The sequence below is a fragment of the Halomonas binhaiensis genome (genome assembly GCF_008329985.2).
Classification (GTDB): Bacteria; Pseudomonadota; Gammaproteobacteria; order Pseudomonadales; family Halomonadaceae; genus Halomonas; species Halomonas binhaiensis.
This window is the reverse complement of the sequence record NZ_CP038437.2, coordinates 3,960,516-3,973,071: the sequence shown is the minus strand read 5'-3', so window position 1 is coordinate 3,973,071 and position 12,556 is coordinate 3,960,516. Positions and strand designations below refer to the sequence as shown.

The window sequence follows — 12,556 nt, the reverse complement described above, 5'->3', positions numbered from 1 at the left end:
CATGCTCAAGCGCAAGGCGCCCGGAGCACAGACCCGAAGCGTAGCGGAGAGAACATCCAAAGGATGGTCAACCGGAGCCTATGGGGTATAGGTGAGGATTCCGCGCACCGCGCAACGCAGCGATTGAGTAGCGTAGGCACTTATTCAGATATTCCTCAGCCGAACACGCCCTGACTGCGCAGGTAGTCATCATAGCTGCCGCTGAAATCGACGATGCCATCGTCTTTCATCTCGATGATGCGCGTGGCCAGCGAGCCGACGAACTCTCGGTCGTGGCTAACGAAAATCAGGGTGCCAGGATAGTGCTCCAATGCCAGGTTGAGCGCCTCGATGGACTCCATGTCCAGGTGGTTGGTGGGCTCATCCATGACCAGCACGTTGGGGTTTTGCAGCGAGAGCTTTCCGAACAGCATACGTCCTTGCTCACCACCTGAAATGACTTTGACAGACTTGCCGATGTCGTCGTTGGAGAACAACATCCGGCCGAGGGCGCCACGCACTGTCTGTTCACCGGCGGTCGTCCATTGCTGCATCCATTCGAACAGCGTCTCGCCACCGTCGAAGTCCGCCGCGTGGTCCTGGGCGAAATAACCGACTTCAGCCGCATCGGTCCATTTTACCTCGCCGGTGTCAGGCGCCATCGCGCCGACCAGGCAGTTGAGCAAGGTGGTCTTGCCGATGCCGTTGGGCCCGATGATGGCGATGCGTTCTCCCGCTTCGACTCTCAGGTCAAAGCGATCGAACAGTACATTGTCGTCCCAGGCCTTGGAGAGTGCTTCTACCGCCAACGCCTGGCGATGAATCTTCTTGTTCTGCTCAAAGCGAATGAAGGGGCTGATGCGTGATGAGGGCTTGACCTCATTGAGCTGGATCTTGTCGATCTTGCGCTGGCGCGAGGTTGCCTGCTTGGCCTTGGAGGCATTGGCCGAGAAACGGCTGACGAATTGCTTGAGCTCGGCAATCTCGGCCTTCTTCTTGGCATTCTCGTTATGCAGACGCTCGCGCGCCTGAGTGGCAGCGGTCATGTACTCATCGTAGTTGCCTGGGAACAGCTGCAGCTCGCCGTAGTCCAGGTCCGCCATGTGGGTACAGACGCTGTTCAGAAAGTGGCGGTCGTGAGAGATGATGATCATGGTCGACGAACGCGCCTTGAGGATATCCTCAAGCCAGCGAATCGTATTGATATCGAGATGGTTGGTCGGCTCATCCAGCAGCAACACATCGGGGTCGCTGAACAGAGCCTGGGCCAGCAGTACCCGGAGCTTCCAGCCCGGAGCGACCACGCTCATCGGCTGATCATGCTGTTCCAGGGGGATGCCCAGGCCAAGCAGCAACTCACCGGCACGCGACTCGGCGGTATAGCCATCGAGTTCGGCAAAGCGCACTTCGAGATCCGCCACCGCCATGCCATCTTCTTCACTCATCTCGGCCAGCGAATAGATACGCTCACGCTCGGCCGCGACAGACCACAGCTCTTCGTTACCCATGATCACCGTATCGATGACACGCTCGTTCTCGAAGGCGAACTGATCCTGGCGTAACTTGCCCAGTCGTGTGGTGGCGTCTTTCATCACCTGGCCGCTGGTAGGCTCCAGGTCGCCCCCGAGAATCTTGATCAGGGTCGACTTGCCACAACCGTTGGCCCCGATCAGGCCATAGCGATGACCCTGGCCGAATTTGACAGAAACGTTCTCGAACAGCGGCTTGGGGCCAAACTGCATGGTGATGTTGGCGGTAGAGAGCACAGCGGAGAATCTCGCGGGAGGAACATGAATGAGGGACTTGGGCCGACGCTTCGACCAAAGTGGAGCGCATATTGTACGCGTCAGACCATGGTGCTATCCACCCAAGCTCCCGTTCTATTCGGTGTCATGGTGATGTGTGATGCGGTAGATACCCGCAGATTTTCGATGTGATGTCACATCAGTGGTTCTTCACTCGTCTAGGTATCGAAACGTTCTGAATGTATCGAAGCCCTCTGAATGTATCGAAACCCTCTGAAGGAGACGAACCATGACGGTGAAAGTTGACCCCTTTGCCGCCGCACCTTCCCTGATGATGGATTGGCAGCGTGTGTCAATTGCCATCAACAAGAGTATGGATCCGACGCTTGTCGGACTCGTCGAGATCCGCGCCTCCCAGATCAACGGATGCGCTAACTGCCTCAACATGCATACCGTGTTTGCGCGAGAGAACGGTGAGACCGAACAGCGCATCAATCTGCTTGCAGCATGGCGTGAGGCTCCCTGCTATACCGATCGTGAGCGTGCCGCACTTGGCTGGACCGAGGCGATGACGCGACTCTCGGAAGGGCATGCGCGGGATGCTGCCTATCAGGCCCTGCAGGATCAGTTCAACGAGGAGGAGCAGGTGAAGCTTACCTTGATACTCAGTGTCATCAATGGCTGGAATCGTATCGCTACCGGGTTCGGTGTCTGGGTCGATCCTGCCGAAGTGAAAGCCAGCGTGGCCAGGGTGAGTGCCTGATGACGGATGCCAGACATGAAGATGCCGTCGTCGGTTTTGATACCCTGCGTCCAGGACTCATGCGCGTTGCCTACCGCATGCTCGGCTCTGTCGCTGACGCGGAGGACATTCTGCAGGAGGCCTTCATCCGCTGGATGAAGGTCGACCGCGGTGAGGTGATGGAGCCCGAAGCGTTTCTGCGTCGCACGGTCACACGGCTTTGCCTCGATCAGCTCAAGTCGGCACGGCATCAGCGCGAGACCTATGTCGGCCCGTGGCTCCCCGAGCCGGTGGTGGAAGAGGAGGAGGAAGAAGACGTTACCTTGCCTTTGATGCTGGCATTGGAACGTCTATCGCCGCTCGAGAGAGCGGCGTTCCTGCTGCACGATGTGTTCGGGTTGGCATACGAGGAAATCGCCACGACCATTCAGCGTGATGTGGCCGCCTGTCGCCAGCTCGCCGCCCGTGCACGTACCCATGTGCGTGAGGAGAGACCGCGTTATCAGGTGAGCAGGCATCAGGGCCTGGAGATTGCCAAGGCCTTCTTCGTCGCGTCGCGCAGCGGCGATATGCAGGCCCTTGGTGACATGCTGGCTGCCGATATCAGTGTGCATGCCGATGGCGGTGGCAAGCGTGCTGCAGCCATCACGCCCATTTTCGGGTTTGATGCCGTGATGAAGTTTCAGCAAATTCTCGCGGACAAGCTCCGGGAGCACGGATCGACACTGGTGCGTACCGGGTTCGTCAATGGCTTGCCGGGGTTCATCACGCTGGAAGCCGATGGCGAGTTCCAGACGACAGCGCTCGATATTGAAGACGGCAGGATCTCTGCCATCTATGTGGTGAGGAATCCTGACAAGTTGAGGCATCTGCATTAGGAAGCCTGCATAAATGCCTATGCGTGCGAATTACTGTGTTGCGCGGTGCTCACAATCCTCACCTATACCCCATAGGCTCCGGTTGTTGTGCTCCGTGCGCCTTGTGCCTCATCACGCTCGGCTGATTTATTCAGCGCTTCCATCGGAAGCCTGCTTAAGTGCCTATGCGTGCGAATCACTGCGCTTTTCCGTCGCCACATCATGTATCGCTGAGGTTATCCGTGACGCGTTTGCGGACTCCGTTGATGTGGCAGCGCATGGCCAGTCGAGCGCCGTCGCTGTCTCTCTGCTCGATGGCTTCCAGAATCATGCGATGCTCGCCTATGACCCGGTCGATACGTTCCTGGCTGGCGCTTTGCGTGATGCTCAAGGCCATGGTCATGGCCTTTTCGATATCGATGTGAATGGATTCGAGAATGCTCGGGAACATATCGTTCCCGGTGGCTTCTGCAATCACCATATGGAAGGTGAAGTCCGCTTCGCTGGCGATGCGGCCTTGTGAAAAGTCTTCTTCCATTCCCTTGAGTGCATCGCGCAGCTGGATCAGCTGTCCTTCATTGCGCCGTTCCGCCGCCAGCGCGCTGGCCTCGCATTCCAGCGCGATTCTGACCTCGTAACTCTTGAGCAGAAGAGAGACATCAGAGGCATCGGCGTACTGAATGAGACCAGCGGGAGGAATACGTTGAATGAAACTGCCTGAGCCTTGGCGAGAAATGATGATGCCATCGGCCTGGAGGCGCATCAGCGCCTCTCTGACGACAGGGCGAGAAACCGAGTAGTGCTGACATATGCGGTGCTCTGATGGCAACTTTTCGCCTTTCTTGAACTGGCCATCAATGATGGCCTGCATAAGTTTTCCATAAAGTTTGTCAGCCAGTTTCTCTCTTCGGGGAGGTGTCCCGAGGATGCTGCTTTTATCAAGGTTCATTTGGTAATTCCGCTAGTGCTTCTATTGTCTGAATTATATTGAACTGGGCGTTTTATGGCGAGAAAGTAGACAAAAATCAAAGTGAGAACAATAAAGAACAGACTATCCATGTTGGTGAAGAAAATGGATGGATCTCCCTGGGAAAGTGTCAGCGATCTTCTGAGAAACTCTTCCAGGTTGGGTGCAAGAATAAAGCCCAGTAGCAGCGTGATAACGGGGTAGCCATGCTTGCGAAGGTAATAGGCAAGAACGCCTAGCGCGAGGGTCAGCCCCATCTGGTAGACCGAGTAGGTGGCAACGTAACTGCCAACCACGGCAAGCAGGGCGATGGCACCGTACAACATGTCCTTGCGTATGGAGACGATGCGAATGAAGTACGGCCCGATGAGAAATAGTGTCAGGGGAATGAGCACAATGGCGCTGAACAGAAGCGAGGCCAGCATGGGAGCAATCAGCCCAGCCTGATCTGCCAATAGCTGAGGGCCTGGCTGGATACCATTGATGATCAACACACCGAGTACGATGGCGGTAATAGGATCGCCTGGAATACCGAAGGTCAGCATGGGAACCAGGGCGCCACCACAGACGGCGTTGTTGGCGCTCTCGGCTGCAGCAATGCCTTGGGGATTGCCCTTGCCGAAACGCTCGGGCTCGCGAGATGTGCGCACGGCTTCGGCATAGGCAAGGAAACTGCCCATGGAACCGCCTGCTCCGGGCAAGGTGCCGACCAGATAGCCAATCAGTGATGACTTGATGTAGCACCAGAGGCCGATATCGCGAATCGAGGACAGTGGCGGCACGAAGTCCCGCCGGCGAATGGTCGGAGTCTGGAGAGCTTCACGGCGTAGACGCTTGTGTTCGGCAACGGTTCTGGCCTGGATCAGCAACTCACTGATGGCAAAGGTGCCGATGATGACCGGCATCAGGTCAATGCCTGCCGTCAGCGCCTCTGTCCCGAAGGTGAAGCGCGCCATGGGAACCATGCTGTCGAGCCCGATCGTTGCCAGCATCAGGCCAAGGCAGGCCGCCATGGCGGCTTTTACAATGCGACCTCGCTGGGCAATGACAATGACGATCAGGGCAAAGGCGATCAGGGAGAACTTGCCGGCGGTCTGCACCAGCAACGATGCTTGAGCGACGAAGGGGGCAAGCATGATCAGGAGCAGGGCACCAATGCTGCCACCGATCATCGAGGCCAGCGACGCATGGCCCAGAGCCTGGGCCCCCTGTCCGCGTTGCTGCATGGGATACCCCTCCAGCGCAGTCATCATGGATGATGGCGCGCCCGGGATGTTGATGGTCGTTGCGGTAATGCTGCCGCCACACATGCCTGCCATGTAGATACTGGCACAGGCCATCAAGGCCGTGGTGAGATCGAGGCTATACGTCAGGGGCAGCAAGAGTGCCAGAGCCAGTGTGGCTGTCAGGCCGGGGATGGCGGCAAAGACCGTCCCTATCAGAAAGCCTGATACAACATATATAAGTGTGACGGGATTGAATAATTCTGAAAAACTACTGAAGACGAGAAGCGTGAAATCCATATATCACCCCAGAATGCCAGGCAGGCGGATGCGGAAGATATACTCAAAAACCACAAGTCCCATGGCGGTTATAATGATGCTTCCCACTGCTGTGATGAGCGGCTTCTTGAGATCCGAGAAGATAGAAATAATGCAGAAAATGTAGAATAAAGACGACAGGAAATATCCAGAGAAGTTGAATATTGAGATATATGCAATGGTTGCAATAACGATCAATGCTGGCCTTAGCTCTGTCGTTTCCTCCTTCGCTATTTCATCTTTCTTGGTTTCATCTTTCTTGGCTTCTCGCGAGCTGTTCTTGAATGAACGAATAGCTCTATACAGCAGAGTGGTGGAGAGGAGAAGAGCAACAGCTCCCAGAACCGTTGGAAAGAATAAAGGGCTAGGAAGGCCTTTGCTTACCGGTGCTCCAAGCAGAAGAGAATATGCCAGATAGCCGAGGGAGGTCGCGAACAATATAGCAGGGAAAGCGACTTCAGGTATCTTGCTGGTCTTGTACTGGTTCATGATGGGTCATCCTGATGGAAAGGCCTCCTTGAGCGGAGGCCAGGCCGCATGAATTAAAGTCCCAGCTCGTCCATTAGCGCGAACACCTGTTCCTGACGAGTAAGCATCCAGTCGCCAACCTCATCGGACCCCAGCCAGCTTGGGGTAACGCCTATCTGGGAAATCCACTGCTGGAATTCATCGCTGTCGTATGCTTTCCGATAGGCCGCTTCCAGTGTCTGAATGGCATCTTCGGGCGTGTTGGCCGGGGCCACCAGAACGATGAAGCTGCCGGACTCCAGATCGATACCGTTTTCACTGATCGGTGGTACATCCGGATAGGTCGGGTTCTGCTCGGAGGAGAGCTCCACCAGCCCCTTTACGTCTCCAGATTCAATCAGTCCTGCGAAGTCGCCAAGACTGGCGATGGCAGCATCGATCTCGCCGGACAGCAGGGCTTCTGATTCGGCAGCGGCGGCGCCCGGGTAGGTAATGATGTTGAAGTCGGCTCCGGTCGTGTTCTCCAGGCGGCGTGCGGCGAGATATGGACCCGACCCCTCGGGCATGACCCCGATACGGACAGTGCCAGGCTTGGCCTTGGCGGTCTCGATGAGCTCCTCGAGACTCTCGATTCCGGACTGCTTGGAGGCGACGATGGCATCAGCCTCCTGGGTGATGCGCGCAATGGGTGTCATCTTGTCGAGAGAGTAGCCCGGTACCAGTTCGTCGCGAGGTATGGTGATCACGCTGTCGTAGGTCAGCACACTGAGCGTGTGGCCATCAGGGCGGGCACGCATCATCTGGGTGAGCCCAGTGGCGCTGACGGCACCGGTGATGTTTTCGGCATAGATAGAAGCCGGCAGGTCCTGCTCGGCGAGGTTGCTGATCTTGCGCGAGATACCATCGGTACCTCCGCCAGCAGCCCAGGGCACGATCAAGCGGATGTCGCGTTGGGGGAAGTCTGCCGCGATAGCGGATGACGCCAGCAGAGAGGCGCCCACAAGGCAAATCAGCCGGTTCATGAATCTGTGAGTTGGCATGCACGAATCTCCATGTTTATTACTGTTCTTGGCAGTCAATTGGCGTTGAAAATCAATTGATGCTGGAAATTGATGGGTGCTGGAAATTGATGGGTGCTGGGAATCTATTGACGGGTTATGCCTGAGTGGATGCCCATCCTTCGAGTATGTTGTTCAGGCTATGAGCCTGGGGCGCATGGAGTCGATCCACCCCCGGGGGACGCACGGGGCCAACGTCACTTCCCTGCAGACGCATGGCTTCCTTGACGACCGTGACATTGGTGCCGTTCTGTTCCAGCGTGCGCATGTCTTCAAAATCGGCGATGAGATCGATTAGCCGACGGGCTTCTTCCCAGCGCTGGTCTTCGAGTGCTTGGTGGAATTGCATAGTGAGTCTGGCGTTGACGTTGACCAGGCCCGAGGTGAACCCCCTGGCGCCGTAGGCATAGAAGGGCAATGCCCAGCTTTCAGCCAGTCCGCAGATCCACAACAGAGATGTCCCTTGCGTTGCTCGAATGCATTCGGCCATGCGCAGTGGGTCGGGAATGGCATATTTGATGGCAACGACATTGTCGATTTCGGCAAGCGTGGCAAAGTCGCCAGGCGTCAATCCCGGATTACGTGCATAGGCGATGATGGGCAGGTCGGTTTCATCGGCAATGCCGCGAATGTATGAGGTGAGCATGCGCGGTGACGCAAACGGATCCGGTGGCTGATGGACCATGATGGCATCGACGCCGGCTGCCTGGGCTGCGTGGGTCAGATGAATGGCGTCAGCCTGGCTGCGTCCGACTCCTGCGGTGACGACACTTCTTCCCTTGTTGCTGTCGACGGCCAGGCGATAGACGGTCTCGATCTCATCAAGGGTCAGAGCATAGAACTCTCCCGTATTGCCCCCGGTGACGATGTTGTGAACCCCTGATTGCGCGATATCGTCAACGACCTTGCTCAGTAATTGATGATTGATACGACCGTCTTCCTGATACGGGGTCACATGTACCCCAGATACACCCGCCAAGGCCTGTTCGACTCGTGAGCGTGATTCTTGCTTGGACATCGGAACCCTCCTTCGTGATAGGGCTGATCATTGTCAACCACCAGAGGATGGGAAGGTTAGGTATTGATATGAAAATTTGTCAAACAAGTTGGTTTTCTGGTGATTTACAAAAAATCAATATAATCAACTAAATAGTAAAAATAAGGCATATTTCCTGCGTCTAAAGTATGATTACAACATGACAAATTTATGCCGATAAGGAGAGTGTCAGGCGTGGCAAGTTGACAGCCAGTGATGGCGGACTGGATAGGGAAGGGCGTGCCGAGGGGACTGGTGGGCGAATTCTCGCGGAGCCCCAAGACGGGGCGGGGCAAAAGCTGGATAATGGCGGGATGCGGAAACACGGCAAACATGCTTGAGCGATCCAATCGTCGCTTTTTCCCTGACGTTCGGCTCTCCTGACGCTCAGCAACGCCAAAATTTACACATCCGGTGCACTGCCCATGGAAATCAAGGTCAACTTTCTCGACAACCTTCGGCTTGAAGCGAAGTTTGACGACTTCACTGTCATTACTGATCAGCCGATCCGTTACAAGGGAGACGGCTCGGCGCCGAGTCCGTTCGACTATTTCCTGGCCTCCTCTGCGCTGTGCGCGGCCTATTTCGTCAAGGTCTACTGTGTGGCGCGGGATATTCCCACCGAGAATATCCGCCTGTCGCAGAACAACATTGTCGATCCGGAGAACCGTTACAACCAGATCTTCCGGATTCAGGTCGAGTTGCCTGAGGATCTTTCCGACAAGGATCGCCAGGGCATTCTGCGTGCGATCGACCGTTGCACGGTCAAGAAGGTGGTGCAGACCGGGCCGGAGTTCCAGATCGAGACCGTCGATAATCTCGATGAGGATGCCCAGGCGCTGCTGATGGCGGCACCGGAGGGTGGCAGCAATACCTGGATCGAAGGCAAGGACCTGCCGCTGGAGCAGACCATTGCCAACATGACCGGCATTCTGGAAGGGCTCGGCATGAAGGTCGAGATCGCTTCCTGGCGCAATATCGTGCCACATGTGTGGTCGCTGCATATTCGCGATGCGGCCTCCCCGATGTGCTTCACCAATGGCAAGGGCTCTACCAAGGAAAGCGCGCTGTGTTCGGCACTGGGCGAGTTCATCGAGCGCCTGAGCTGCAACTTCTTCTACAACGACCAGTTCTTCGGCGAGGAGATCGCCAATAGCGAATTCGTCCACTATCCCAACGAGGAATGGTTCAAGCCGGGGCTGGATGATGCCCTGCCGGAAGGACTGCTGGACGACTACTGCCTGGACATCTACAACCCGGACGGTGAGCTGTGTGGCTCGCACCTGATCGATACCAACTCCGGCAACGCGGAGCGCGGTATCGTTGCGCTGCCGTTCGTGCGCCAGTCCGATGGTGAAGTGGTCTATTTTCCTTCCAACCTGATCGAGAACCTTTATCTCAGCAACGGCATGAGCGCTGGCAATACGCTGGCCGAAGCCCAGGTGCAGTGCCTGTCGGAAATCTTCGAGCGCGCGGTGAAACGCGAGATCATCGAACAGGAAATCGCGCTGCCAGATGTCCCCATGGAAGTGCTGCAGCAATATCCCGATCTTCTCGAAGGTGTGCAGGCGCTGGAAGCTCAGGGCTTTCCGATCCTGGTCAAGGATGCCTCGTTGGGCGGGCGCTTTCCGGTGGCCTGCGTCACCCTGATGAACCCGAAGACCGGCGGCGTCTTTGCCTCCTTCGGTGCCCATCCGAGTTTCCATGTGGCGCTGGAGCGCAGCCTGACCGAGCTGATGCAGGGCCGCAGCTTCGAGGGGCTGAACGACTTTCAGCCACCGACCTTCAACTCGCTGGCAGTATCCGAACCAAACAACTTCGTTGAGCACTTCATCGATTCTTCCGGCGTGGTGTCCTGGCGCTTCTTCAGTTCGAAGCACGACTTCGAATTCTGCGAGTGGGACTTTTCAGGCACCAATGATGAGGAAGCCAGTGCCTTGATGGGGATCCTGGAGGAGCTGGGAATGGAGGCCTACATGGCTGTCCATACGGACCTGGGCGCACCGGTATGTCGCATTCTGGTGCCGGGCTATTCCGAGGTCTACCCGGTGGAGGACCTGATCTGGGACAACACCAACATGGCCCTGGATTACCGTGAAGATATCCTCACTATCCACTCGCTGAGTGACGAACAACTCGCCGATCTGCTCGAACGCCTGGAAGAAAGCCAGATCGATGAGCACATGGATATCATCACGCTGATCGGCATCGAGTTTGACGAGAACACCATATGGGGACAGCTCACCATTCTCGAGCTGAAACTGCTGATTCACCTGGCGCTGCAGCAGCACGAGGAAGCGCTGGAACGGACCCAGATGTTCCTGCAGTACAACGACAATACCGTCGAGCGCGGCCTGTTCTACCAGGCTATGCAGGCCGCACTGGAGATCGTCATCGACGATGAGCTCGAACTGGACGACTATCTTTTCAACCTTGAGCGCATGTTCGGCAAGGACACCATGCAGACAGTGGTGGATTCAGTGAATGGCGAGGTGCGCTTCCCAGGCCTGACCCCGACCAGCATGCAACTGGAGGGGCTGGACAAGCACCAGCGCCTGATCGAGAGCTACAAGAAGCTGCATGCAGCACGTGCCGCACTGGCCGGGAAGTCTTGATTACTGGGAAATACCGTTAAATCGCGCAGGCTGTGTCGGGAATTCATCCCGCACAGCCTCGGCAGCATTCAAGGCTGATACCAGGGAAGGTTATGCCCCAAATCCTGACCCTTTTTTCAGCAGTCATTTTCGGTTGTTGAAAAACAATGGGTTAGGAGCCTGTGTCAAAAAAGGGTGAATGCCATAAAGTTCAAGCTTGTTGCATAGAAATCAACTTGTTAGCAGAATGTTGCCCTAGTTCACTGCCGGATAGGCAGCTCAGAAACAAAACATTGACAACATCCGTGACACGTCTTCGTTCACTGCCGGATAGGCAGCTCAGAAATATTTGTTCCGCAAAAGTGGTCATAATCCACCGTTCACTGCCGGATAGGCAGCTCAGAAAAAACGGACGTCATGATCGACGCACTGAACAAAGTTCACTGCCGGATAGGCAGCTCAGAAAGTCGAATCGTCAACGTGGCCGCGTTGCTGGACGTTCACTGCCGGATAGGCAGCTCAGAAATCAAGCTCCTCTTCGAGATAGTATGTGAGGCGGTTCACTGCCGGATAGGCAGCTCAGAAAAGAAGATAGCTGACTACGGCAAGGTGTTCGACGTTCACTGCCGGATAGGCAGCTCAGAAAGGACAGATAGCGGCACACTTCGCGGACGGTACGTTCACTGCCGCACAGGCAGCTCAGAAATTAAAAGGCTGGCCATAGCACATTGCTATATATAGCAATGTGCTATACGCTTTCCCTGTCAAGACAGGGAAGGTTTCCATGCACATCATCACGCAGAAGCGCATCTGGGAAGCCATGGAGAGGTGGCCACATGCGGCGACGGCTCTGAACTCATGGTATCGACTCATGAAAACCTCGGAGCCTAAGGACTTCGCTGCAATGAAGGGCATCTTCCCTGCTGCTGACAAGGTAGGGAGTTATCACGTATTTGATATTGGTGGTAACAAGATCAGGCTGATTGCCACGGTGCACTACCGGGCCAAGAGAGTGTTCATTCGCCACATTCTCGATCATGCCGAGTACGACAAAGGAAAATGGAGGAGTGACCCATGAATGCCATTCTTGATCAGGCTGCCGCACACTGGGCACACATTGCTCCACTGCTCGCAGAGCCGCATGATGAAGAGGACTATGATGCCAAGGTGGCGGCCCTGGATGAACTGCTTGAGGTGGTTGGTGATGACGAGGACCATCCATTGGCCAGCCTGGCGCTGCGGCTTGGTGATGTCATTGAGGCATATGATGAAGCCAATCGCCCCATTCCGCAGGCATCCGGTGTGGAAGTCTTGCGCTATCTCATGGCTGAACACGACATCACGCAGAGCGATTTACCTGAGGTAGGTGCTCAATCGGTTGTGTCGGCGATTCTCTCCGGTAAACGCCAATTGAACTGGCGTCAGATATGCGAACTTTCTGAGCGATTTGGCGTGTCTGCCGATGCCTTCCGCAGCATCTCAGAAAGCAGGTAAAAGCCTGGGATCGGCCGCCATTCAGGCACCATTCAGACACTTCAATAAAAGAGGACATCTGAAGTTCAGGTGTCC

11 protein-coding genes and 1 CRISPR repeat array are annotated in these 12,556 nt (G+C 55.9%); of the genes, 5 read left to right on the top strand and 6 right to left on the bottom strand.

The annotated features are described in order from the left end of the window. Positions 1 to 155 precede the first annotated feature (155 nt). On the bottom strand, positions 156 to 1,745 hold the full coding sequence (locus E4T21_RS17420; protein ID WP_149286239.1) for an ABC-F family ATPase: 1,590 nt from the start codon (positions 1,743 to 1,745) through the stop codon (positions 156 to 158). 268 nt (positions 1,746 to 2,013) lie between these two features. Here E4T21_RS17420 and E4T21_RS17415 point away from each other — a divergent pair, with 268 nt between their 5' ends. Further along, complete coding sequence (locus E4T21_RS17415; protein ID WP_149286238.1) at positions 2,014 to 2,487, top strand: carboxymuconolactone decarboxylase family protein; 474 nt, start codon at positions 2,014 to 2,016, stop codon at positions 2,485 to 2,487. Then, entirely contained in the window at positions 2,487 to 3,344 is an 858-nt protein-coding gene (locus tag E4T21_RS17410; protein WP_149286237.1) for a sigma-70 family RNA polymerase sigma factor, read from the top strand. The genes E4T21_RS17415 and E4T21_RS17410 overlap by 1 nt, the downstream gene beginning before the upstream one ends. Positions 3,345 to 3,543: 199 nt before the next feature. Here the strand turns inward: E4T21_RS17410 and E4T21_RS17405 are convergent, their stop codons facing one another. The 5 genes from E4T21_RS17405 to E4T21_RS17385 form a co-directional block, all read right to left on the bottom strand. After that, positions 3,544 to 4,272 (bottom strand): FadR/GntR family transcriptional regulator, encoded by a 729-nt coding sequence (locus E4T21_RS17405; protein WP_149286236.1) that lies wholly within the window; start codon positions 4,270 to 4,272, stop codon positions 3,544 to 3,546. Beyond that, positions 4,269 to 5,813, bottom strand: coding sequence for a tripartite tricarboxylate transporter permease (locus E4T21_RS17400; protein WP_149286235.1), 1,545 nt, complete (start codon positions 5,811 to 5,813; stop codon positions 4,269 to 4,271). The genes E4T21_RS17405 and E4T21_RS17400 overlap by 4 nt, the downstream gene beginning before the upstream one ends. A 3-nt stretch (positions 5,814 to 5,816) precedes the next feature. Beyond that, positions 5,817 to 6,320, bottom strand: coding sequence for a tripartite tricarboxylate transporter TctB family protein (locus tag E4T21_RS17395; RefSeq protein WP_149286234.1), 504 nt, complete (start codon positions 6,318 to 6,320; stop codon positions 5,817 to 5,819). A gap of 53 nt (positions 6,321 to 6,373) precedes the next feature. Continuing rightward, the gene (locus tag E4T21_RS17390) at positions 6,374 to 7,339 is read right to left on the bottom strand and encodes a Bug family tripartite tricarboxylate transporter substrate binding protein (RefSeq protein WP_205423412.1); all 966 of its coding nucleotides are present in this window, start codon (positions 7,337 to 7,339) and stop codon (positions 6,374 to 6,376) included. A 115-nt stretch (positions 7,340 to 7,454) separates the two neighbouring features. Then, positions 7,455 to 8,375 (bottom strand): dihydrodipicolinate synthase family protein, encoded by a 921-nt coding sequence (locus tag E4T21_RS17385; RefSeq protein ID WP_149286233.1) that lies wholly within the window; start codon positions 8,373 to 8,375, stop codon positions 7,455 to 7,457. Positions 8,376 to 8,818: 443 nt separating this feature from the next. Between E4T21_RS17385 and E4T21_RS17380 the strand changes: the two genes are divergently transcribed. From E4T21_RS17380 to E4T21_RS17370, 3 genes are all read left to right on the top strand, one after another. Further along, complete coding sequence (locus E4T21_RS17380; RefSeq protein WP_149286232.1) at positions 8,819 to 11,008, top strand: OsmC domain/YcaO domain-containing protein; 2,190 nt, start codon at positions 8,819 to 8,821, stop codon at positions 11,006 to 11,008. A gap of 237 nt (positions 11,009 to 11,245) precedes the next feature. Further along, a CRISPR array of direct repeats spans positions 11,246 to 11,693; the repeat unit is 28 nt; unit sequence GTTCACTGCCGGATAGGCAGCTCAGAAA. A gap of 78 nt (positions 11,694 to 11,771) precedes the next feature. Further along, positions 11,772 to 12,065, top strand: a complete 294-nt coding sequence (locus E4T21_RS17375) for a type II toxin-antitoxin system HigB family toxin (RefSeq protein WP_149286231.1) — start codon at positions 11,772 to 11,774, stop codon at positions 12,063 to 12,065. After that, positions 12,062 to 12,481 (top strand): helix-turn-helix domain-containing protein, encoded by a 420-nt coding sequence (locus E4T21_RS17370; protein WP_149286230.1) that lies wholly within the window; start codon positions 12,062 to 12,064, stop codon positions 12,479 to 12,481. Before E4T21_RS17375 ends, E4T21_RS17370 begins: the two co-directional genes overlap by 4 nt. The last annotated feature ends 75 nt before the right edge of the window (positions 12,482 to 12,556 follow it).

Excerpts from the sequence above, each read along its gene's own strand:
- E4T21_RS17405 (WP_149286236.1), bottom strand. The coding sequence starts at position 4,272 with ATGAACCTTGATAAAAGCAGCATCCTCGGGACACCTCCCCGAAGAGAG.
- E4T21_RS17400 (WP_149286235.1), bottom strand. The coding sequence starts at position 5,813 with ATGGATTTCACGCTTCTCGTCTTCAGTAGTTTTTCAGAATTATTCAAT.
- E4T21_RS17390 (WP_205423412.1), bottom strand. The coding sequence starts at position 7,339 with ATGCCAACTCACAGATTCATGAACCGGCTGATTTGCCTTGTGGGCGCC.
- E4T21_RS17395 (WP_149286234.1), bottom strand. The coding sequence starts at position 6,320 with ATGAACCAGTACAAGACCAGCAAGATACCTGAAGTCGCTTTCCCTGCT.
- E4T21_RS17415 (WP_149286238.1), top strand. The coding sequence starts at position 2,014 with ATGACGGTGAAAGTTGACCCCTTTGCCGCCGCACCTTCCCTGATGATG.
- E4T21_RS17410 (WP_149286237.1), top strand. The coding sequence starts at position 2,487 with ATGACGGATGCCAGACATGAAGATGCCGTCGTCGGTTTTGATACCCTG.
- E4T21_RS17375 (WP_149286231.1), top strand. The coding sequence starts at position 11,772 with ATGCACATCATCACGCAGAAGCGCATCTGGGAAGCCATGGAGAGGTGG.
- E4T21_RS17380 (WP_149286232.1), top strand. The coding sequence starts at position 8,819 with ATGGAAATCAAGGTCAACTTTCTCGACAACCTTCGGCTTGAAGCGAAG.
- E4T21_RS17385 (WP_149286233.1), bottom strand. The coding sequence starts at position 8,375 with ATGTCCAAGCAAGAATCACGCTCACGAGTCGAACAGGCCTTGGCGGGT.
- E4T21_RS17370 (WP_149286230.1), top strand. The coding sequence starts at position 12,062 with ATGAATGCCATTCTTGATCAGGCTGCCGCACACTGGGCACACATTGCT.